Raw genomic sequence first — 22,495 nt, 5'->3', positions numbered from 1 at the left:
GAAAAAAAGGCGATAGTAAGGTAACAATGTCACCTTACTTTCGCCTTAACTTGCGAGCAATTATTCGAGTTTAATTTAGAAGTTAAAACCTACTTCGAAGTTAATACGACGTTTACTTTGATGAACACCATTAGCATATGCACCTGCAATTAATGGGATCTTAGTTAGGTAAACTTCATAGTCTTCATCTAACAAGTTGTTTACAGTAAATGCAGCATGCCAATTGCTGTCTGCTGGTGTTAGTGTGACGCGATAGTCAACTAAAGCGTAGCCATCCTGAGTAAGGTTTACTTCATTATCTGAATCGACCGTATGTTTAGACTTATAGCTAACACTTAACATATTAACTAATTCATAATCACCAAACACTTCTGCAATATGCTCCACAGCTACAACCGCAGTAAACTCAGGCACCCAAGCAAGGCTATCACCAGACCAGTCACACTTGCCATCTGCGCCCTGCTCACCTCTATAAACTTCAGTTAAGCTACACGCTGCACCTTGGAATTCATCGTAGTAAAAATCTAAGTATTCCGCATTTGCAGTAATTTTTAGATCATCTGTTGCTTGCCAGATAAACTCTACATCAACACCTTTTTGAATTGATTTACCTGCATTACCTACGTTAAATCCAATAGAACCATTGAAAATCGACGTTTGTAGGTTGTCGTAAACACCATAAAAGGCTGCAACATTCAAGCGAACTGTTTCCCAGTCTGACTTAAAGCCTACTTCCCACGCTGATACACTTTCATCTTCAAATTCAGTATCTTCTGGCGTACCCGCTGAAGGTCCAGGTGATGTGCCAAGAGGGCTCGCTGTAACTGGGCCTTCATAAAGCGTATCAAAACCACCCGCTTTAGCACCATCGGCGTAATTTACATAACCCATAAAGTCATCAGAGAAATGATAACTAGCACTTGCTTGTAACATTAAGTGATCTTCTTCGCGTACCATATCTTGAAATTCATGCGGAGCACCCACAGACTTTAAAACCCCCCAATAACTAAACAATGCAGGCGTTAAACCAGCAAATGGGTGACCTTCAGGGTATGGCGCTTCATCGTACGTAGAACCATCAATATCAAGTAATCTTAAACCTTGTGTTGCAGTTTTAGTAATATCGGTATAACGAACACCAAGCGTTAAACTCAATTTATCTGTTGGATTGTAGTCAAATTGCGTAAATATCGCTTGCTGTTCAGTATTCTGCCTTAAATAGTTTGAACGAGAAAATGAACCAAACTCTAATGGGCTACCAATTAATGTGCTTACATAAGGCATATAAAAGTCAACATCAAAACCTGTATTAAAATCTGCATCTTGATAATAAAGGCCTGCCATAATGTTTAATTGGTCGTTTATTTCAGTATCTAAACGCAATTCTTGAGAAAACTGACTGTAATCTTCAGGTGTATTTGATGACATAAAGTTTGCCGGTGTCATATCAACATCAAGCGTATGATAATAATCATAATTACTGTCAGCAGTAATTGACGTTAGTGTCATATCATCATTGATACTCCACACAACTTCCAACATGGTTTCATCACTGTCGTTATAGTTACCTGACGGGCCATTGTTAAAAATACTATCGTCATTACCCGTATTTAAATCACCTGTGCCAATACCAAACGGAGCTAATGGCGAATTAGGGTTTGGTGTAAAATCAGGGTTTACATGCGCATAAATAGCTAACGATTCACCATGTTTTTCAAAATCTGCTTGTTCATGACGAAGGTAAATACTCCATTCATCACTCGGCTCCCATACCGCACTGACACGAAATGCAGAGTCTTCATAAGAATTTTCTACTTCACCTGTATAACGGTTATATGCAGCGCCACCACTTTGGTCACGCCATTTACCCGCAACGCGAACAGCAAATTCGTCTGTTACTGGTATATTTACACCGCCTAAAATTTGTGACTCTTCATATTCTGTTTCATATTTAACGGTAAAGTTACCATTTAGTTCATCACCAACTTCAGGACGCTTAGTAGCCATGCTTAACGCACCACCAACTGAGCTGTTACCGTAAAGTGACACTTGTGGGCCCTTTAATACCTCCACACGCTCCATATCGAAGAAACCTGAACGCAGTTGATTCATACGACCACGGTATACACCGTCTACATATGTTCCTACAGACTGTTCAAATGACTGGTTATCACCTGATGAAACACCACGAAGTGATAAACGTGAATGGTTAGCTAGTTGTGGCTGTTCAAGACCTGGAACAAACTTAGTAAGGTCGTTAACACTGTGTACGCCCATGCCTTCCATATGTTCGCCTGTTACCGCGTTAACACTTGAAGGTACTGTTTGAACTGACTCTACTCTTTTACGAGCTGTTACTTGGATGACTTCTAAGCCAGATTTCTCTTTGGCTTTTTCAGCCTGCTCACCAGCAGCTTCTTCTGCGTACAAGCTGCCTGAAAATAAGAATGAAACCCCGATAGCCGCCGCTAAGCGACTTTTTACAAAAACATTGTTGGTTCTCATAACTTTCCCCGATTGTTAATTTCACTTAAATTTATTGTTATCTTTTATCAACAGTAGAGTCCTTTATGCGAAATTCAGGTCATATTCTGCTATTTAATTGTCTTAAATATAGCTAACGTTTTAAAATTTGATAGAAAAGTAACTAAGTTTTGTAGGCTCATATCCAAAACGACATTCAAGCTAGACCGTTATACATTTGGGGCTTTGATAAGTTTCTTTAGAATCGTTCAATGCTTTATCAAGTAGGTAAAAAGACGTCAAATTAAGCAAAAATAAATTTATAATAAACCAAGTTCTCGTGCTTTTGAGGTAGCTTGATTTCTTCTTTTAACCCCTAATTTTGAAAATAAATTGCTTAAATGCCACTTAACTGTACTTTCTGACAAGCTTAGTAACGCACTAATTTTGCTATTAGTATGGCCTTTATTAATGAGGTGCAATAACTCTTCTTCTCGCTTGGTAAGTGGTTCAATTAGCCTATTATTTACTTCTTCGTATTGCGCCGCGTTAGCTTCAATACCAAAAGCGGCTAATAAAGATGCTATATAAAGTGCTAGTTTAGAGTTATAGTCATCTAAGGTTTGGTATAACTCTTTTAATAGCTCGCTAATCACTTCGCCTTCATCAACAAACGTCCGAACAAACCCTTCATTTTGGCCTTGAGCTACTAATTTAGTTAGCAGCCTTAATGCTTGTCTATGTTCATTGCTCTGCTTTAACGCAACTACTTTTAAAACTTCTAATTTTAATATGCGATAATGGCGATTAGGTTGCGACTGCTCGATTGCATCAGCTATTTGCTTTAACGCTTTCTTGTATTGCTGGTTTGCTAACAAAAGTCGAATGCTGGTAATAGTATCAGCCTCATTGTCTGCAGCGATTGAGCACTGCGCTTTTTTAACCACTAAATTTTCGCTACTAATACGTTCAGCAATGTCGTTTGCTAATATGACCTCACCATTATTAAGGTGGATCCTCACCAGCTCCCACCGCGCAATAGCCGAAAGTCGAGGTAAATGATCGGAATAACCTATCTGTTCAAGTGTCTCAATTACTTTAATAGCATCATTAGTATTATTTTTTGCCAAATGAATTCGCGCCAAGCATAAATAACTTACTGCTAACCATTCTGGTAACGCAAACTGCCTAATTAACGAGAGGTTTCTTGTAAGAATAGTTTCGCAGTCATCTAACTTATTCGTTTCATATAGTAAACTTGTATACGCTGGAAGTACGCCATAAGCATTTGCTGACTCAATAAAGTCTTGCTGATAAAAATCTCTAAGCCCTTGCTCAGCTACTGCGAGTGCTCTTTTAAGTTTTCCTTGCAATAATAGAGCAAAAGCTTGAACGGCATGAGCATAAGTTACGGTAAAAAAAACATTATCTGATGATTTGTTTTTACCCATAAATTGCGTTAACGCCAACGCATTCATACCATCAATTCTTGCATCTTCAAATTTTGCTTGGCTTAAATGGATGTACGCTTGAATATTATAAAAACCAATTCTAACCAATGAATGGTTACTAGGTTGATTATCAGCCAACAATGCTTGTACTACGTTTAGCGTCTCATCATTATTGTCAGACATTATGCTAAACGATATTTTTAAAGACGTAAAAATACGCTGCTGCTCTTTAGTTAACTTATTAGCCTTTTGCCACTCACTAATTTGAGAAATATCCTTCTCAACCAATAATGTGCGTTTATAAAATAAATCAGCCCATGTTTTTGCTAAATACAAATTAATATGTTGATTTAATAACTCAGAAGAAATGCTATTTGTCCAATCAGCTAATGTATTAAACTGCGCTTTTCTTAACATAGGTAGAGCAAAGTCATCCATCATTTGAGCGGCAAGTTCATTGGCATTACCAGCTATAGCATGCTCTATTGCTAATCTTGGCCTGTTATTTTCTTTAAACCACTTTGCCGCTTTAACGTGCAATGGCTCTACCTGTTCTGCATAATCTCGTTTTAATAGTTTAATTAAAAAGCTTGCAAACAATTGGTGATAACTTAACCAAGGTTGTTGTTGATTGGTTGACTCAATCAATATCGACTCTTCAAGATCTTCATTTAGCATTGTCGCTGCTCTTCCAGCGGAAAAAGTGTCAGCTAATAAATGCTGGCAAAGTGGCAAATTAAACTCTGACAGAATTGATGTCTTTACTAAAAACTCTTGTTGTTCAGCAGATTTGTGGTTAAAAATGTTTTCAATTAAATAATCATCAAACAGCTCACTGGTAACTTTTCCGTCTACCGTCAGTTGACTAAGTTGCTCTGGTTGTTTGATCAAAAAAGTAGACAGCTTTAATGCTGCAGGCCAGCCATCGGTTAATTCATATAATTTGCATATTTGTTCTTCATTTAGTTGAATATCACCAAAACGAGAAAAATATACTTTAGTTTGCTCAAAGCTAAATTTTAGCTCCGATGTTGAAACCTCTATTAAGTTATCTGCTATTTTCAATTTTGACAAAGCAAGCTTTGGCGCAGTGCGAGAAGCAATAATAATTTGCTGATGACTTTTTAAATGATTAAGGGCGTCACTTAAAATACTTAACGTTGACGGTTCTGTTATTACGTCAAAATTATCAAGAAAAAGATAAAAAGGCTGTTCATTATCAGCAATAGCCGACAACAATACATTTAAGTCGTCAGTATTATGTGGGTTTTCTTTTGTAGCTACTTTACTCGAGCCCGATACTGATGCATTACTAGCTTCACTAACCACTTGCAATAAACGTGATATATCATTGTCAGCTTTTTCTAAATTAATCCAAATTGTGCGGGCTTTTTTTGCTTGTAACCAAGCAAGGTATTGTAAAAGTAAGGTTGTTTTACCATAACCAGCAAGCCCTTGCACTATCGCTACATTACGTAACGGTTTTGCAGTTAAATGCTGAACTAATTCTGTCTGCTCTATTAAATGTTTGGTAATTACTTTAGGAGTAAATTTAGCTGCAGAAATTTGCACAAAGCGCCCTATTATTCATAATTAGTAATGTAGATGCGTCAAAGTAATACGCATATGCTAGCCCTACATTATTGATATTATTATACATTGTAGTTCTTTTTTTAATGAACAGAAACATAGTATAAAGTAATTTTCTAACGAGTATTTTATGTTTACTAGATATAGCCCGCACAGACCATTTTTTTGCTTGTTAAGACCAGCATGCCCTAATCAAAACATCTATAGCTAAAAACTAGGATAGTTTTAATCGGCTATTAATACGCTTTTTAGCTTGATAGAAATATTATAAATGTAGTTTAAATAAAATTCATAAAAACAAGCATATTCAAACTATTGAATAAACTTTTGCTCTATTAACGGACAATTATTTTGAAAATTATTACATCATTAAAAATACTTGCTAGCAGTGCTTTGTTACTCTGTTTAACGACTCCTGTACATGCAACAGAAGATCCTTCACGCCCTAATGTATTAGCGATATGGGGAGATGATATAGGCATGGATAACTTAAGCGCCTATACCATGGGACAAGCAGGTCACTGGACACCAAATATTGACCGTATTGCTAAAGAAGGCGCAATATTTACTGATTACTACGCAGAAAACTCTTGTACTGCTGGTCGCTCTGCATTTATTCATGGCCAACATCCAATGCGTACAGGCTTAACCAAAGTTGGCTTACCTGGTGCTAAAGAAGGCGCTCGTGAAGATGATGTTACATTAGCAGGTTTATTAAAGCCTCTAGGTTACATGACCGCCCAGTTTGGTAAAAATCATTTTGGCGATCAAGACAGTCATTTACCTACAAACCATGGTTTTGACGAATTTTATGGCAACCTGTATCACTTAAATGCCGAAGAAGAGCCTGAACATGAAGACTATAACCGATTCATGACTGCGGAAATGAAGAAGCGTTTTAGCCCTCGCGGCGTTATTCATTCATTTGCTGATGGACGTATTGAAGACTCAGGTCCATTAACCAAAAAGCGTATGGAAACAGCCGACGAAGAGTTTTTAGCAGCCACCATAAAGTTTATGGAAAAAGCGCACAAAGCTAAAAAGCCATTTTTTGCATGGTTTAATGCAACTCGAATGCATATTTGGACACATTTAAAAGATGATGTTAAAGGTATCTCTAAACGTGGCGGCCTATATGGCGACGGCTTGGTAGAGCATGATCGTCACGTAGGACAATTACTCGATAAGCTCGATGAGCTAGGCATCAGTGGCAATACAATCGTTATTTACACAACGGATAATGGCGCAGAAAAGTTTTCTTGGCCTGATGGGGGCACAGTGCGCTTCCGTGGCGAAAAAAATACCACTTGGGAAGGTGGCTTTAGAGCACCTGCCATGGTTCGTTGGCCAAATAAAATAAAATCAGGTCAGATAGTTAACGAACTAACCGCTCATAATGACTGGTTACCAACGGTTATGGCTGCGGTAGGTAATACAAATATTAAAGAACAGTTAAAGAAAGGGGCAATATTTAACGGTCGTCAATATAAAATTCATTTAGACGGTTACAACATATTGCCACAACTAATTGAAGGTAAAAATACTACTGCTGACGATAATACAAACTGGCCTCGTAAAAACTTTATTTATGCAACCGATGGCGGCAAAGTTGCTGCAATTAGAATGGGCGACTGGAAATTATTATTCTTAGAGCAAAAATGTAAGGGTTGGGAAGTATGGGCTTGTCCTTTAGTGGCACGCCGTCTACCTTTAATTTTAAATTTACGCCAAGATCCATATGAAGAAGCACCAATAAATGCGGGAGGCTATGATAGATGGTCGGTAGATCACTTATTTACTGTTGCTCCTGCGGCAACAGAAGTAATAAAATTCTTACAAACATTTAAAGAATTCCCGCCATCACAAGCACCAGCCGACTTTACCTTTTCAACGGTTGTTGAAAAAATGAAAATTTGGGAAAACGTGACATATAAATAAAAATCACAAAAAAAAAAGCAAGAGTTAATACAGCTCTTGCTTTTTCGTTCTACACTAAAATAAAAGCTTAGTTATGTAATTCATTAAAAACCATGTATTTATACACACTTTTGGCATTACAAATAAACTAATAACACCATTACCAATAAAGAATAAATATGGCCGAAAACATATTAGCTCAAATTAAAGCGCTTCAGTCAGAAGTAAACCAGTCAATTTTAGGGCAAGAAAAGCTCGTTAATGCCTTAATAATTGCATTGCTGACCAACGGCAACGTACTGCTTGAAGGATTACCTGGTACCGCTAAAACCCGCTCTATTCGCACCTTGGCTAAAGTGCTTGAAGCTAAGTTGGGGCGTATTCAATTTACGCCCGACTTGTTACCATCAGACGTTACAGGCACAGAAATGTTCCAAGATATCGATGGTAAAACTGATCTCTCCTTTAAAGAAGGGCCTATATTCAATCAATTAGTTCTAGCCGACGAAATCAATAGAGCTCCTGCAAAAGTACAAGCGGCATTGCTTGAAGCAATGGAAGAAAGACAAGTTACTGTGATGGGGAAAAGCTATCAATTACCTGATCTATTTATGGTATTGGCCACACAGAATCCAATAGAGCAAGAAGGTACCTACCCTCTTCCTGAAGCACAAATCGATCGTTTCGCGCTAAAAATTCAAATCGACTACCCTGATGATGAACAAGAATTATCAATAATTCGTTTAGTGCGCTCAGAAGAAGGTAACAAACAACAAGCGCCTATCAAAATACAACAAAGTGTTGTTTTTGATGCTCGTCAACAAGTATTAAACATACACATGAGTGAAGCGGTAGAAAAGTACATTGTCGCAATAGTGATGGCGACTCGTAAACCAGAACGCTACCCAAATAGCAATTTAAAAAACTGGATAGCAGTTGGCGCTAGTCCTCGCGCTAGTATCATTTTAGACAGGTGTTCACGAGCACAAGCATTCTTAAATGAAAAAGACTATGTAGATCCCGATGATGTTAGACAAGTAGTTTGTGACGTCCTCAGACATCGAATAAACCTAAGTTATGAAGCGCAAGCTGACGGAATAACTTCTGACGATGTTATTAACGAAATAATTAAGCAAGTCGCTGTCGTATAAACCAAGCCAATGAAAACAGTTAAAGCAATTGATGAACGCATACAAATAACGCTAAAACAACTTATGCGTTTAAAACACGACGCTCATGGCTTTAGCTTTTTATCTAATCAACCATTAAAAAGTAAATTAATGGGTCGTAAACGCTCTACCATTAGGGGAAGAGGTTTGGACTTCTCCGAGTTAAGAGATTATCGCCCAGGAGACGATATAAGAAATGTTGACTGGCGTGTCACTAATCGTATGGGCAAGCCCTATGTGCGCCTTTATTGTGAAGAAAAAGACCGACCTGTCATGATCATTGTCGATCAACGTTCAAATATGCACTTTGGCAGCCAATGGAAAATGAAGTCAGTTTTAGCAGCTGAACTTAGTGCGTTAATTGCATGGAAGGCATTAGATGAAGGTGATCGTGTTGGCTTTATTATATTGTCAGATCAACGTTACATTGAATGTGAACCAACTAGAAGTCATACAAAGTTTCAACAGTATTTAGCATTAATAGTTAAGTTTAATCAAATAATAAACAGTAACAGTGCCCAAACCAACAAGCCCATTTCAATGGCTGGCTTACTCAAAAAAGCTGAAAAGTTTATTACTCACGATTACTTGCTAATAGTTATTTCAGATTTTATTGACCCGCAGGCATCAATAATACCGAGCCTTGCAAAACTAACTCAGCACAACGACATTATCGCCTGTTACGTTTATGACCAACTAGAGCATGATATTCGCCCGCTAGAAAACCTAGTGTTAGGAGATGGCGAATACCAATTACAACTGTCAGCTAATAAAAAAGGTCTAACAGAAAAGTTTAATCACTATACCGAACAGAAGTTGTCTAACATGCAAACAACGTTTGCTAAACACAATATTCCATTATTGTCTTTTTCAACAGAATTTAACGTTGCTGGACAAGTTCGTAAACACCTAGGGGCAGCTTAATGTTAGATGCCTCATCAACAATCAATCAAAGTTTTGGCAATTTAGCATTGACCAACTTTAATGAGGCTCCAATGCCAGAAACCTTACCAATTTTACCTTTTGCCCCAGGGTGGAGCTACCTTGCAATAATATTTATTACTTGGTTAATAATCTTTATTATTCAAAAATTAATTTATCAAATTAATAACCACTATCGAAAAAGTGCACTATTGGCTTTAGCTGAACTAGCAAACTCTTCGTTAACCGAACAAGCGCGACTATATCAACTAGCAGAGCTAATAAAAGGAACTGCTCTTTATATTTTCCCTCGTGAAATTATTGCGCGACAAACAGGAAAAGATTGGTTTAATTTTTTAAATACTCATAATAAAAAACAAGTATTTGATAGTAATGCCCACCAACTATTAGGTGATAACCTATACCAAGTACCAAAAGAAGCGTGCACAGAGAAACAGTGGCACTCATTAATAGAACAAACCAAACTTTGGATCCAGCAGCATCCTTACGAAGGAGTGAATCCCGTCATAAAACCTTTTAGCTTATTAAACTTAGTTAAGAGCAAGTAACCTAATGCTTGAATTTGTATTCCCTTGGCTATTTCTTCTTCTACCGTTACCTCTGTTGCTACGCTTTCTTCCAGAATACCTACAACAAAATCAAATGGTTAAAGTACCATTTTTCAATAAGCTCATCGAAATATCAGGTGATAAAGCCAAGCTAGGGGCAAAAACACAACAGCCAAGCCGGTTACAAAAGTCTGTTTTGATCATTTCTTGGTTGCTTTTTGTATTAGCTGCTGCAAAACCTCAATGGTTGCAAGATCCAATAGTACAAACAAAATCAGCAAGAGATCTAATGGTTGCTGTTGATGCTTCAGGGTCAATGGCAACAACTGACTTTAAAGTGGCAAGTGATAATACAGTTGACCGACTAACCATGGTTAAGTCAGTGCTAAAATCTCTTGCTATGGAGCGTAAAAACGATCGTTTAGGTTTAATTGTATTTGGCTCTGCAGCCTACCTTCAAATGCCTTTTAGTGAAGACCATGCAACTTGGTTAACTTTACTCAATGAAACTGAAATTGCAATGGCGGGCCAAAGTACGGTAATTGGTGACGCCATAGGTATTGCAATTAAGCACTTTGAAGAAAGTGAAACAAAAAACCGAGTACTTATTTTACTGACCGATGGTAATGATGCAGGCAGCAAAGTACCACCAATAGACGCTGCAAAAATAGCTGCTAGCTACGGCGTTAAAATATATACAATTGCGCTTGGCGACCCAGCAACGATTGGCGAGCGAAAACTCGATAGTAAAACCTTAAAGCGCATCGCTGAGCTAACTGGTGGAAATTTTTATCATGCGATGGACACCAGCCAACTTAGTCAAGCTTACCTAAATATTGCCCAACTTGAACCGCAAACATATGACTCTATATCATTTCGCCCTAAACAAAGTATGCATCATATCCCTTTGATTACCTTAGTTATTATGAATTTATGTATGGTAGTGTATATACGTTCAAGAATAAAAGTTAAGGTGCCCTATGATCAGTGACCTGGCTTACTCGCAACTACTACAAAACTTTCACTTTTTAAGGCCATGGTGGGCATTGTTGATCCCGATACTCTGGTTATTGTTATCGAACAAAAACTCGAAGAAAAATGAAGACCAGCAAGCTAAAAAGGTTTTTGCTCAGCACATTTATCAAGAACTAACAGCAGAAGCTGGAAGTATCAGAAAAATATCTCCCTCAATTGTTGCATGGGTTGTAATGCTGCTAATTACCGTGATTTTAATGGGCCCAAGTTGGCAACGCCAGCCTTCTCCTTTTCTACAAGACAGCTCTGCTCTATTCATATTGCTTGATACCAGTAACTCCATGAATAGTGTTGACATTCAGCCTTCTAGACTTGAGCGAGCTAAACAAAAAGTATCAGATCTTCTCGCTGAACGCCCTGAAGGTTATACCAGCTTAATTGTCTATTCAGGCAGTGCTCACTCAATATTACCGTTAACAAACGATCACAATATATTAAGAAACTACTTGTCAGCTGTTACAACCAAAATAATGCCTCAGCAAGGAAAGTCTGTAGCTAATGCGTTAACTTTAATAAAACAAGCAACCATCAGCGACGATACACCCGTTACCGTTTTACTTATAACCGATGACATCACCGAACAAAGCCAACAGGCATTAACACGCTTTTCTGAACAACACCGCTATCAAATGTTAATTTACGGCATCGGCTCTACGAATGAAGAGCTTAGCGCAAAAGGTTTAACGCTTCCTTCATTAAACAATCAAAAGCTTAGTCGCATTTCAGATGAAATAGACGGTTTTTATCTGTCGGCAACAATTAATAAACAAGACATTCACCAACTAGTCAGTAGAATCAAAAGCTTTTATAACCCAATAAATGACAAACATATCCCTTGGGTTGATAGCGGTTATTGGCTTGTTTTTCCCGCAATGTTACTTTATTTACTGTGGTTTAGACGAGGCTGGACGATTCGCTGGTCAAGTTTTATTGTTGTACTTTGCTTATCACTACCAAGTACTCAAGGCCAAGCTGCTGAAAACAGCTTTGCTAATTTTTGGTTAACTCCTAACCAACAAGGACAACTATATTTTTATTTGAAAGATTATAAAACCGCTGCTGAGCGATTCGAAAATACGATGTGGAAGGCCACCTCTTATTACCTAAACGAAGACTTTGACCTCGCAATAGAATACTTTTCAAGAATAGATAGCAATGATGCCAAATTACGTTTAGCAAACGCCTACGCTCATGCAGAAAAATACTATGCTGCTGAGTCTATTTATCAATCGTTACTTGCCGTTTTCCCTAATAACCAAGCAATCATTGAAAACTTAGCGGCTGTGCAAAAAATAATTAAAGCTCGAGAGTCGTTATCTGAACATCAAAAACAAGAGCAAAATGAACGTTCAGATGATGAAACAAGTGATCAATTTAAACAGGCAAAAGGTAAACAAATAAAAACGAATCAACGTAAGCAAGAAGTTCAGCAATACAGTGCAGAACAAATACTAAAGAATGAGCAACTTGCCAAAATGTGGATGGAAAATCTACAAAAAAATCCGAGTAAATTTTTAGCAAACAAACTGCAAATACAAGTGAATAAGCAAAAACTATTAGGGAGTAGCAATGAGTAAAGCTAAATTACTTGCTCTTTTTTTGCTACTGCTACCTTATTCATTAGCACATGCAGCAACAACTATTGACGATTTAATCAGACAAAATGAGCTACAAGTATCTATTGAAGTTGTAAACGATAGACCTGTGATAGTTGGTCAAGAAGTAACGATAAAACTGCGAATTGCAACATCCACTTGGTTTAAAGGGTCGGTAACATTCACTTTGCCAGAAATTGATAACGCCATTGTTATCCAGCGCAGTAATTTTGGCCTAAATAGTAGCGAACACCTCAATGGTAAACGGTGGACGGTGCATGAAAAAGAGTTTTCGATATTTCCGCAACAAGCAACTAACTATATGGTTCCTGAATTTGAAGTTAGCATGAAAATTCATGTTATTGGTCAAGGTGATATTGAAGGAATCATACTAACTAACCCTATAGTCTTCAGCGCCTTAGTACCAAAGCAATTGCAAAATAGTCTTGATGAAAACAGCCAATGGTGGGCAGCTAATCACTTGGCTATTAAACAAGCTTGGGATAAAGATTTAACACAGTTATTGCCTGGTGATGCTGTCACTCGCACTATCACCATTGAAGCAGACGGCTTACTTGCCATGATGCTACCTGAAATAAACCACAATACCATTCATGGTTTACCTCATTACTTATCGACACCAGAGCTTATCGACAACAACAACCGAGGCAACAAGCTTGCAACGCGCATTCAAAAGTTCACTTATATCGTTGAGCAGCAAGGAAAAGTGGTTATTCCAAAAATCAAACTTGCTTGGTGGGACAATAACGCTCAAACCCTTAAACATGCACAACTTGATTCACAACCAATAGCCATCGGCTCACTTACTGTTGGGCAACAGTTTCAGTTGTATATAACTAAAAACCTAACCATATTTTTTTACCTATTATGTGCTCTATGCTTACTTATTGGTTATTTAGTTTTTATTAGAAAAAGAACTAATAATTCAAATCAAGATAAACACCGAACAAAAAAGATCAAAGCTCAGCTAAAACAAGCGATAAAAAGCAATGACCACAAAAGCTTTATAAAATGGGCTTATATTTACTTAGACACTGTTACTAAGTCTAACAACATAAATCTATTAACTAAGGAACTCAGCAGAGAAGAAAATTCGGCAACTAGTTCATTATTTGAAAGCGTTTTTTCGCCAGTATCTTCAGATAAACAAACTGATCGGCTCTCAAAAAGCTATCTCAAGGCGTTAAATAAAAATAGTAAAGTAATAACAAAACCTAAAACACCAAACATTAACCCTAAGGGTTGATCTATCTACTGAAGTAATAAAGATCATGAACATAACAACGCAATACATCGATTTAAATAGCGGCAAAGTTTTCGTAAAAATATGGACACCAGAATCTATAGAAAATAAAGCGCCTATTGTGCTATTACACGATTCACTTGGTTCAGTAAATCAATGGAAAGACTTCCCTCTTCAACTAGCAACTAAATTATCTAGACAGGTTATTGCCTACGACAGACTTGGTTTTGGGAGTTCAGACGCTAGAGAGCAATTACCATCTCTTAACTTTATAGAAGAAGAAGGCTTAGTTTACTTTCCTCAAATCAAGGCTAAATTAGGTTTAACAGAATATTTAGTACTTGGTCATAGTGTTGGTGGTGCAATGGCTATTAACATTGCCGCACAAGATAAGGAATGTTTATCAATTATAACCATTGCCGCACAAGCATTTGTTGAAGATCTTACAATTAGCGGTATTGAGCAGGCAAAATCTGTCTTTCAACAACCTCAGCATTTCGAGAAACTAGTTAAGTGGCATGGTGATAAAACGCGATGGGTAATAGATGCATGGACAGAAGTTTGGCTAAACCCTGAGTTTCGCACTTGGCAACTAACAGTAGCAAGCAAAATTACTTGTCCAGTACTAGCATTACATGGTGAAAAAGATGAATATGGCTCTGTCGCTTTTCCAAGCTATATAGTTGAACAATCCACAGGTCAAGCTCAACTGAATATTATTCAAAGCTGTGGTCATATGCCCCATAAGACCCACACGAAACAAGTACTATTAGCAATAGATGATTTTATTAATGATCTTTCTTAACTCAAGAAGACGAAGACATTAAAACGAACTCAATATAAAAGCCCTATAGCTCATTAAAGTAACTATAGGGCTTTCTCAATCAGCTGGTTCAAGCAAACTCACGGTTTTAAGCGTTATCTTCTAAAATCATATCTGCTGCTTTTTCACCGATCATAATAGTAGGTGCGTTGGTATTACCTGAGGTTACCGTCGGCATAACAGACGCATCAACAACACGAATACCTTCTAAACCGTGTACACGTAATCGCTCATCAACAACAGCCATATCATCATTACCCATTTTGCATGAGCCAACAGGGTGATAGGCGTGAGAAGCTTCTCTTCTTAGGTATTCTTCAATTTCTTGATCTGTATTGAGCGGTACATCAGGCTTTAATAAACAATCACGATGCTCGTTAAAGCCGTCACTATTAAGTATATCAAGCAAACGCTTCACCCCTTCTCTTAAGTCTTTCATATCATCAGGATGTGATAACAAATTTAACTTAATGTTAGGAGGAGTCATCGGGTTACTGTCTTTTAATGTTAACTCGCCACGACTTTTAGGATTTGATATATTAATAATTACACTATACCCCCATTTGGTCATGATTTTATAATCACGACAATGATCACGGTAAGCTAACGGCACAACGTGTAATTGCGCATCTGGACGTTCTTTTTCTGGTGAAGTTTTAATAAAGCCACCTGCCGCAGTTGGTGGACTAGCTAACCACCCTTTACCTGCTAACGCATATTTAAACAGCGCGATGGTTGATTTAATTGTTCCCACGAGATTAAGTGCTATACCTGACTTCTTCTTACTTTTCACCACTAAAATAACGTCAGGATGATCATGTAAATTTTTGCCAACACCTGGTAAGTCATGAATAACTTCGATGCCTTTTTCTTCCAGTTCTGCTTTAGGACCTATGCCTGATAGCATCAACATTTGCGGAGAATTAAAAGTACCGCCACAAACTAATACTTCTTTTGCAGCTTTTACGGTAACCAATTTACCGTCTTGCATATATTCAACACCGACCGCTCGTTTGCCTTCAAATAATATACGTTGAACCTGAGCACCTGTTTCAACGGTTAAGTTACTGCGCTCCATTGCAGGATCTATATAACAAGCTTTAACGCCAGCGCGTTTGCCATCTTTCACCGTAAATTGATAATAGCCAATACCTTCTTGATAATCGCCATTAAAGTCTTCATTCATTTTATAGCCTTTTTCAAGGCCTGACTTTATAAAGCCATTATAAACATCAAAACTTTCATCACCATTACTAACTTCTAGCGGACCACCAACACCGTGGTACTTATTTTCACCACGTTCATTGTTTTCTGCTTTTTTAAAGTAAGGTAGTACATCATCATAAGCCCAGCCTTTGTTGCCCAGGCTTTCCCAATGATCGTAATCTTCCTTACAACCACGAATGTACACCATGCCGTTAATACCACTAGAGCCACCTAGCATTTTGCCGCGTGGTTGGTATTGTGTGCGATTATTCATCGACTTATCCGCCAATGTATTATAACGCCAGTTGATGGTATTTATTTTAAAGTCTTGAATAAGTGCAGCAAAAGCAGCTGGCGTTGAAACCAACTTATTGTTACCAGCACCACCAGCTTCTAACAAACATACTTTATTGTTCGGATCGGTTGATAAGCGATGTGCTAACACGCCCCCAGCTGAACCGCCACCAATAACAATATAATCAAACATCTTTAATTCCTGTTGTAATAGTGTTGATGATTTACTGACGAAGTAACCATTTTAAAATAGGACGCAAAAAGCCTTTATCGTACGGCGGCGCAGTGAATTTTCCAGGATAAAATTTGCCACGTTTCAGCACTGTTTTCGCCTTGCTCATCGCTTTAAAACCTTCATGACCGTGATAGTGACCAATACCAGAATCACCAACACCGCCAAAAGGTACATCGTCACAAAGTGCATGTGAGACAACTTCATTAATACTCACACCACCCGAATGTGTATGATTTAAAATGTAGTCTTGTGTAGTTTTATCAAAGCTCATGATATAAAGACCAAGCGGACGACCACCTTGATTAATATAACTAACAGCTTCTTCTACTGATTTATAGCCTTTAATTGGTAAAATTGGACCAAAAATTTCTTCCTGCATCACAATCATATCTTCAGTAGCATTCAACACTAAATGCGTCGGCATCATACGAGTTTTTGGATCTGGTTCCTGACCGTTAGCAGATATTACTGTTGCTCCTTTGGCTTTGGCATCAGATAGTATTTCTTGTAAACGTTGAAAATGACGTTCAGAGTGAACACTTGAATGATCTGTTGTAGAGCTAAACGCAGGAAACATCTCTTTGAAACGCTTACAGTATGCATCTACTACAGCTTGCTCTTTACCTTCAGGACATAATATATAATCTGGTGATAAACAAATTTGACCTGAATTAGCACATTTACCATAGATAAATCGACTTACAGCATCGTCAATGTCCATATCTGGACAAACAATCACTGGACACTTACCACCTAACTCTAAAGTTACCGGTACTAAGTTTGCAGAAGCTGCGCGCATAACATGGCGACCTACTGCTGTTGAGCCAGTAAACATTAAATGGTTAAACGGTAATGCAGAAAAGCGAGCAGATGCCTCTGCTTCTCCATCAAAAATTGACACTAGTGAATCATCAAACGCTTCGGCAATAATTTTCTTAGCGACTTTGTTAGTTTCAGGGTTGAACTCAGACATTTTTATCATGGCAGAGTTGCCGGCAGCAAGCGCGGTAACCAAGGGACCAAAAGTAACAATTATAGGGCCATTCCACGCACCAATAATGCCAACTACACCAACTGGTTGATACATTAATTCAACCTTTGCAGGTCGCACTAATAAGTCCGTATGGCGAGTTTCAGTTTTCATCCACTTTTTAAGGCGCTTAACGCAGTAATCAATGTTATTAATGTTAGGTAAAACATCTAACAACAAAGTTTCTTCAGGGCTTCGGCGACCAAAGTCTTTATTTAGTGACTCAATCAACTCATCTTGGTGGGCTAATAAAGACTTCCTTAAACGCTTTAATCGTGCAATACGCTCATCTGCTGAAGGCATAGGATTTGCTAAATAAGCTTGCTGCTGTTTTTTCAGCTGCAATGCAAATTCACAAGCTTGATCTTCAACTACCACTTGCTCTTGGGCTGACATAATATCTCTCCCCTAAACCTTAGCCAACGGCTCTGTCTGAGTTTTCCCAATACTTTTTACGTACATCTTTCCTTAACACCTTACCAACGACAGTAAGTGGTAATTGGTCAACAATTACTATTGATTTTGGTGACTTATAACTACCTAATGACTCTTTAACAAAAGCAATTAGCTCTTGCTCTGACACCTGTTCACCTTCTCTTAGCATAACCTCGGCATGAACAGCCTCACCCCATTCTTCATGAGGAATGCCAACAACTGCTGACATAAAAATTGCGTTATGAGCATTAATTGCCGCTTCAACTTCAGTGGCATAAATATTGAAGCCACCAGAAATGATCATATCTTTTTTACGATCTACTAAGTAAATATAGCCATTTTCATCTTTATAGCCCATATCACCTGATTTCCAATAGCCGTCATAAAACTCTTCTGCTGTTTTTTCAGGGTTGTCTAAGTAGCCTAAACAAACACCACGAGAGCGTAGCCAAACCTCACCTATTTCTCCTCTTTTTACGGGCTCGCCATCATCGTCCATAATTTCAACTTCAACACCAGCAGTTACACGACCTGCTGAAGACAAGTGCTTATCGTCACCATTTTCACATAAATGATCAGATTTACTTAATGAAAGCGCGATAGCAAAATGCTCAGTTGAGCCATAAGCCTGAATAAAAATATTACCGAATTTTTTCTGTAACAGTTTTAGTTTTGCAGGGCTCATCGGCGCAGCGCCATAATACATATTTTGCATGGTTGAAAAGTCAACATCTTGCACTTCTGGGATCTCAAGCATACGATAAAGTATAGTTGGTACAAGAAAAGCGTGAGTTGATTTTTCTGTCTCAATGGTTTGACAATATTTCACCAAATCAGGTTCATTTAAAGTAATGTTACAACCACCACTAAAGAATGTAGGCACTAAGAACATACCACTACCATGACTAATTGGCGCAATATGTTGCATTCTAGTATTGGTATCAAAGCAAGCTTCATCTAACGCATACAAAGTATCGCGTAAACCTAGCCAATTATCAGCACAATACACCGCTGGCTTACCTTTACCTGTCGTACCACCTGTAAAACGAATGATAGATTGATGCTCTCTATCATCAATCTCCATATTTGGATTTTCATCAGATACCTGCGCTAACAGATCCCATAAATAAAACAGGTTGTCATTACCTTCAAACTCAGAAGGAATTGGATCCATACAAACCACTTTAATGCCATGCCCAATTAGCATTTCTAAGTGCGTTGCTAAGTGCATATTCTCTATAAATACAACTTTAGGTTTAGAATATTCTATTTGCCATTCATGCTCAGCAATAGCATCGCGTGAGTTAGTAAAAGCCCCAGTAAAATGTGATTTAAAAATAGTAGGGAAATGAAATAACGCCATGTTGTCGTTATCTAAAATATTAACAAAGCGATCATTTCTTTCCATGCCAAACGTCGTCGAAAGCATGTTCACTATTTTATTAGTTACTAAATGAAATTCTCGATAAGTAAAACGGCGGTCACGTTCTACGTTAACTATTGCTTCCAAGTCTCCCCATTTATCAACAATACTTTGGAATTGGCTGCTAAAATTAACTTTCATCTCTAACTCTCTTAATAATTATAATGTTCTAATTTCATGACTATAAGTAAACTGTCTTTGAGCTCAATTATCAGGTCAAAATTGGCAAACATGCAGTTAAGTACTGAGGGATCCCCACGAATTTAGCATGTAATCTTGCTCATGCAAGCTTCAGCGGTGAGTTCATCAAGCCAGCGGATCGTCTTTTTCCACTGATGCAGGGTAAATCGCATTGAGGTGTTAAAAGCTCTCAAGCCAAGAAAGTGAAAGGATAGTACGGATTTTGTTTCGGTATTTGCCTGAAAGCGTCGATGCTTGTTACTGACAACTAATAGCATGCCCAACAGTACAGCCACTAACGAAGCCAGTGTGGTAAGCAAGACCAGAACAGTAATGCGTGTCTTGGTTGTGCTGCGATTATTTTCATACCCCAGACCAAAGCGCGTGCTTTTCATATCCCGAAAGCCTTCTTCTATTTGCATGCGCTGGCGATAAATATCGATGACTTGTTTAGATAAGTGACGATGGTAGGGCAATGACGTCGCCAGTAGCCACGGATCTCTTGCGCCATCAGCATATTTCAATGAATTGGTATCCCGTTGGCGCGAGCCATTGGCATTAAACGCTCGTCGACCTTTCGCTTTCTCTTTAACCAACACCAAGGTACAGGCAAAAGGTCGTGACTTGACGATAAGCGCGTTATCAAATCGCTTGGGCCGTGTTGTAGCCTTTAGATAAAGCTCAGCGATAGATTGCCATTCATTACCGCCATCCAGCGAATATAAATGTGGCTTTCGCACACGTCCGACAATATGCCATCTCAATGCCTGCACTTCACGAAACCACGGCGATTTGTAGCCCGCATCAGTGACAATAATGGGCTGGCAGGTATCCGGTAAGAGCGTGTGCAATATCTCTAAAAAGTCTCTATGTGTAGTCGCTTTTGCACTGGCTTTTCTATCATGCACTTCCTGATAAAGGGTAATAGGCCGCCCTTTAACGACAATTGCGGCGCGAAGTAAAAAGTGCTTTTTGCACTTATCCAAATCTGACCAGTCAACGGCAATGACAGGATGTTTACAGGTACAAAATAACCGGCAAATCATTGCATAGATAAACGGTACTTCACGCTGGAGGTGACCATTAGATAACAGCCGGTCAGCCCGCTTAATACGGTGTTTCTCATAGGCATTGGAACGGATACCGCGCCCCATACTGGTCACAGTGGCCGAACCGCTCTCAATCAAGCTTCGCACACAGGCGACAACGGCCTGTTTGCGGGTTTTATGCATTTTATGGCTGACAAAAGAGACAAGATTGTTCAATATAGAGCGTGCATTCATGGTGTTTTCTGTGTTGGTTTTTTTTGGCGAAAGATCTGATCACCAAATGCCATGAATGTTCCCTAACTCTTTGACTTTATTTTACTATTCGTGGGGATAGCTCAGAGTTAAGTATTTACTCTAAAGTAGGCATCTTTTAATACAAAAGAACAAATACAAGAAGATGTAGAATTTTAAAAGGAATAAAAAGAGGCTAAAAGCGAGGACATTCCAAGTCAATTAGCCTACAGAGGAGAAATGCACTTACCAGTGCGAGGTTAAGTATTCGTATTTACTTGTTCAGCGAATTTAAAATTTCTGCTGTATGTTGCCCAACGTTAGGAATTTCACCAATACAAGGCTGGCTAACACTAAACTTAGGCGCAGGTGTTGGCTGTAAATATTGACCTTCACCTGTATAACAGCCACGCGCCTTAATATGCTCATGCTCAGCTGCTTCTGGAATAGATAAAACAGGTGCATAACAAGCATCAGTTCCTTCTAAAATATCGTTGCATTGTGCTTGAGTTTTACTTGCAAAAAATGCCGCCATTTTTGCTCTTGCTTGAGGCCACAACTTTTTATTGTTCTGCTGAGCAAAGTCATCATCATCAGCAAAGCCACACAATGTAACTAATTCTTTATAAAAATTAGGCTCTAACGCTTGAACTGAAACATATTTCCCGTCAGCACATTGATAAGTATTGCACCAATGAGATCCTGCGCCGAAAAAGTCTTGCCCTTTTTCTTCACGTAGCAACCCCTGCGCCCTAATACTGGTTAACAACCCCATGCTATAAATGGTGCCGTCACAAATAGCTGCATCAATCACCTGCCCTTGGCCAGTGTTTTGTGCATATAAAAGCGCTGAAGTTATACCAATGACCAATGGTAAGGTGCCACCACCAATATCGCCCACTAAGGTTGGTGTTGGATATGGTGCATCGTCAGGTAAACCGCCATAATGCAAGGCTCCAGTAATTGATACATAGTTGATGTCATGGCCAGCATTTTTTGCTAAAGGTCCTGTTTGCCCCCAACCAGTCATACGACCATATACGAGTTTTGGGTTGCGCTGATGACAAACCTCCGGTCCAAGCCCCAACTTTTCAGTAATGCCTGGGCGAAACCCTTCAATTAACACGTCTGATTGCTCAACAAGCTTCAATACTGTTTCAACATCATCAGGATTTTTTAAGTCTAGTGCAATCGACTTTTTACCACGCTTAAAAAATGAAGCATCTTTATTGCTATCTAAATCAATACCAGCGTTAGGGTTAGCCGTTTTACGTTCAATTAAAATAACCTCAGCCCCAAAGTCAGCTAGTATCATACCAGCTGCCGGACATGGCCCTAAGCCAGCCAACTCAACAACTTTTATACCGTTTAGTGGTCCCATTTCATTTTCTCCACGTTATAATACCAATTAAATTAAATATTTGATCATTCAGCGAGAGTTAAAAGGCTTAGAGGCAAGGCATTGGTTGCAGGTAATGGTTATTCCCTTATCAAAATCAATAACGCAAGCATATAAGCCTTTTAAACTCGCCCTTCGGGAGCTTGTCAGGAGAGTAATAACTTTACAAATTGCTTTAGTGGAGAATGCTACACCTGCATCAATTTGCTTTGTTCT

The 22,495-nt window shown here is 38.5% G+C and carries 15 protein-coding genes; 8 read left to right on the top strand and 7 right to left on the bottom strand.

Features of this window, described 5'->3' with window-relative positions; translation table 11 throughout:
• Positions 1 to 75: 75 nt before the first annotated feature.
• Positions 76 to 2,505, bottom strand: a complete 2,430-nt coding sequence (locus ACTRWF_RS14600; protein WP_295505408.1) for a TonB-dependent receptor — start codon at positions 2,503 to 2,505, stop codon at positions 76 to 78.
• Between the two features lie 278 nt (positions 2,506 to 2,783).
• Complete coding sequence (locus ACTRWF_RS14595) at positions 2,784 to 5,486, bottom strand: winged helix-turn-helix domain-containing protein (RefSeq protein WP_462835765.1); 2,703 nt, start codon at positions 5,484 to 5,486, stop codon at positions 2,784 to 2,786.
• A 363-nt stretch (positions 5,487 to 5,849) separates the two neighbouring features.
• Between ACTRWF_RS14595 and ACTRWF_RS14590 the strand changes: the two genes are divergently transcribed.
• From ACTRWF_RS14590 to ACTRWF_RS14555, 8 genes are all read left to right on the top strand, one after another.
• Positions 5,850 to 7,442 (top strand): arylsulfatase, encoded by a 1,593-nt coding sequence (locus ACTRWF_RS14590; protein ID WP_370316836.1) that lies wholly within the window; start codon positions 5,850 to 5,852, stop codon positions 7,440 to 7,442.
• A gap of 158 nt (positions 7,443 to 7,600) precedes the next feature.
• Positions 7,601 to 8,572 (top strand): AAA family ATPase, encoded by a 972-nt coding sequence (locus tag ACTRWF_RS14585; protein WP_008305436.1) that lies wholly within the window; start codon positions 7,601 to 7,603, stop codon positions 8,570 to 8,572.
• A 9-nt stretch (positions 8,573 to 8,581) separates the two neighbouring features.
• Positions 8,582 to 9,514, top strand: coding sequence for a DUF58 domain-containing protein (locus tag ACTRWF_RS14580; RefSeq protein WP_008305438.1), 933 nt, complete (start codon positions 8,582 to 8,584; stop codon positions 9,512 to 9,514).
• Complete coding sequence (locus ACTRWF_RS14575; protein WP_008305440.1) at positions 9,514 to 10,080, top strand: DUF4381 domain-containing protein; 567 nt, start codon at positions 9,514 to 9,516, stop codon at positions 10,078 to 10,080. The genes ACTRWF_RS14580 and ACTRWF_RS14575 overlap by 1 nt, the downstream gene beginning before the upstream one ends.
• Before the next feature lie 4 nt (positions 10,081 to 10,084).
• Positions 10,085 to 11,071, top strand: coding sequence for a vWA domain-containing protein (locus ACTRWF_RS14570; RefSeq protein ID WP_008305441.1), 987 nt, complete (start codon positions 10,085 to 10,087; stop codon positions 11,069 to 11,071).
• Positions 11,072 to 11,126: 55 nt separating this feature from the next.
• Positions 11,127 to 12,692, top strand: coding sequence for a VWA domain-containing protein (locus tag ACTRWF_RS14565; protein WP_232362887.1), 1,566 nt, complete (start codon positions 11,127 to 11,129; stop codon positions 12,690 to 12,692).
• Entirely contained in the window at positions 12,685 to 13,977 is a 1,293-nt protein-coding gene (locus ACTRWF_RS14560; RefSeq protein WP_015068507.1) for a BatD family protein, read from the top strand. The genes ACTRWF_RS14565 and ACTRWF_RS14560 overlap by 8 nt, the downstream gene beginning before the upstream one ends.
• Before the next feature lie 25 nt (positions 13,978 to 14,002).
• On the top strand, positions 14,003 to 14,779 hold the full coding sequence (locus ACTRWF_RS14555; RefSeq protein ID WP_008305447.1) for an alpha/beta fold hydrolase: 777 nt from the start codon (positions 14,003 to 14,005) through the stop codon (positions 14,777 to 14,779).
• Positions 14,780 to 14,885: 106 nt separating this feature from the next.
• Here the strand turns inward: ACTRWF_RS14555 and ACTRWF_RS14550 are convergent, their stop codons facing one another.
• From ACTRWF_RS14550 to ACTRWF_RS14530, 5 genes are all read right to left on the bottom strand, one after another.
• Positions 14,886 to 16,490 carry a GMC family oxidoreductase gene (locus tag ACTRWF_RS14550; protein ID WP_187447620.1) on the bottom strand — a complete coding sequence of 535 codons (1,605 nt, stop codon included), beginning with the start codon at positions 16,488 to 16,490 and terminating at the stop codon, positions 14,886 to 14,888.
• Between the two features lie 31 nt (positions 16,491 to 16,521).
• Positions 16,522 to 17,958: a coniferyl aldehyde dehydrogenase gene (locus tag ACTRWF_RS14545; RefSeq protein ID WP_008305450.1), complete on the bottom strand. Its 1,437-nt coding sequence runs from the start codon at positions 17,956 to 17,958 to the stop codon at positions 16,522 to 16,524.
• Between the two features lie 19 nt (positions 17,959 to 17,977).
• Positions 17,978 to 19,561, bottom strand: coding sequence for an AMP-binding protein (locus ACTRWF_RS14540; RefSeq protein WP_462835764.1), 1,584 nt, complete (start codon positions 19,559 to 19,561; stop codon positions 17,978 to 17,980).
• Between the two features lie 122 nt (positions 19,562 to 19,683).
• Positions 19,684 to 20,883: an IS4 family transposase gene (locus ACTRWF_RS14535; protein WP_100970741.1), complete on the bottom strand. Its 1,200-nt coding sequence runs from the start codon at positions 20,881 to 20,883 to the stop codon at positions 19,684 to 19,686.
• A gap of 271 nt (positions 20,884 to 21,154) precedes the next feature.
• Positions 21,155 to 22,261: a CaiB/BaiF CoA transferase family protein gene (locus ACTRWF_RS14530; RefSeq protein WP_008305453.1), complete on the bottom strand. Its 1,107-nt coding sequence runs from the start codon at positions 22,259 to 22,261 to the stop codon at positions 21,155 to 21,157.
• Positions 22,262 to 22,495 lie beyond the last annotated feature (234 nt).

This window comes from Alteromonas sp. G5_S2_22_S1 (genome assembly GCF_054968525.1).
The sequence above is the reverse complement of the archived record's forward strand: the minus strand, read 5'-3'. Positions and strand labels throughout refer to the sequence as shown.

Bases quoted from the DNA above. Each gene is read 5' to 3' on its own strand.
- ACTRWF_RS14600 (WP_295505408.1), bottom strand. From the start codon at position 2,505: ATGAGAACCAACAATGTTTTTGTAAAAAGTCGCTTAGCGGCGGCTATC.
- ACTRWF_RS14585 (WP_008305436.1), top strand. From the start codon at position 7,601: ATGGCCGAAAACATATTAGCTCAAATTAAAGCGCTTCAGTCAGAAGTA.
- ACTRWF_RS14580 (WP_008305438.1), top strand. From the start codon at position 8,582: ATGAAAACAGTTAAAGCAATTGATGAACGCATACAAATAACGCTAAAA.
- ACTRWF_RS14575 (WP_008305440.1), top strand. From the start codon at position 9,514: ATGTTAGATGCCTCATCAACAATCAATCAAAGTTTTGGCAATTTAGCA.
- ACTRWF_RS14570 (WP_008305441.1), top strand. From the start codon at position 10,085: ATGCTTGAATTTGTATTCCCTTGGCTATTTCTTCTTCTACCGTTACCT.
- ACTRWF_RS14560 (WP_015068507.1), top strand. From the start codon at position 12,685: ATGAGTAAAGCTAAATTACTTGCTCTTTTTTTGCTACTGCTACCTTAT.
- ACTRWF_RS14555 (WP_008305447.1), top strand. From the start codon at position 14,003: ATGAACATAACAACGCAATACATCGATTTAAATAGCGGCAAAGTTTTC.
- ACTRWF_RS14550 (WP_187447620.1), bottom strand. From the start codon at position 16,490: ATGTTTGATTATATTGTTATTGGTGGCGGTTCAGCTGGGGGCGTGTTA.
- ACTRWF_RS14545 (WP_008305450.1), bottom strand. From the start codon at position 17,958: ATGTCAGCCCAAGAGCAAGTGGTAGTTGAAGATCAAGCTTGTGAATTT.
- ACTRWF_RS14540 (WP_462835764.1), bottom strand. From the start codon at position 19,561: ATGAAAGTTAATTTTAGCAGCCAATTCCAAAGTATTGTTGATAAATGG.
- ACTRWF_RS14535 (WP_100970741.1), bottom strand. From the start codon at position 20,883: ATGAATGCACGCTCTATATTGAACAATCTTGTCTCTTTTGTCAGCCAT.
- ACTRWF_RS14530 (WP_008305453.1), bottom strand. From the start codon at position 22,261: ATGGGACCACTAAACGGTATAAAAGTTGTTGAGTTGGCTGGCTTAGGG.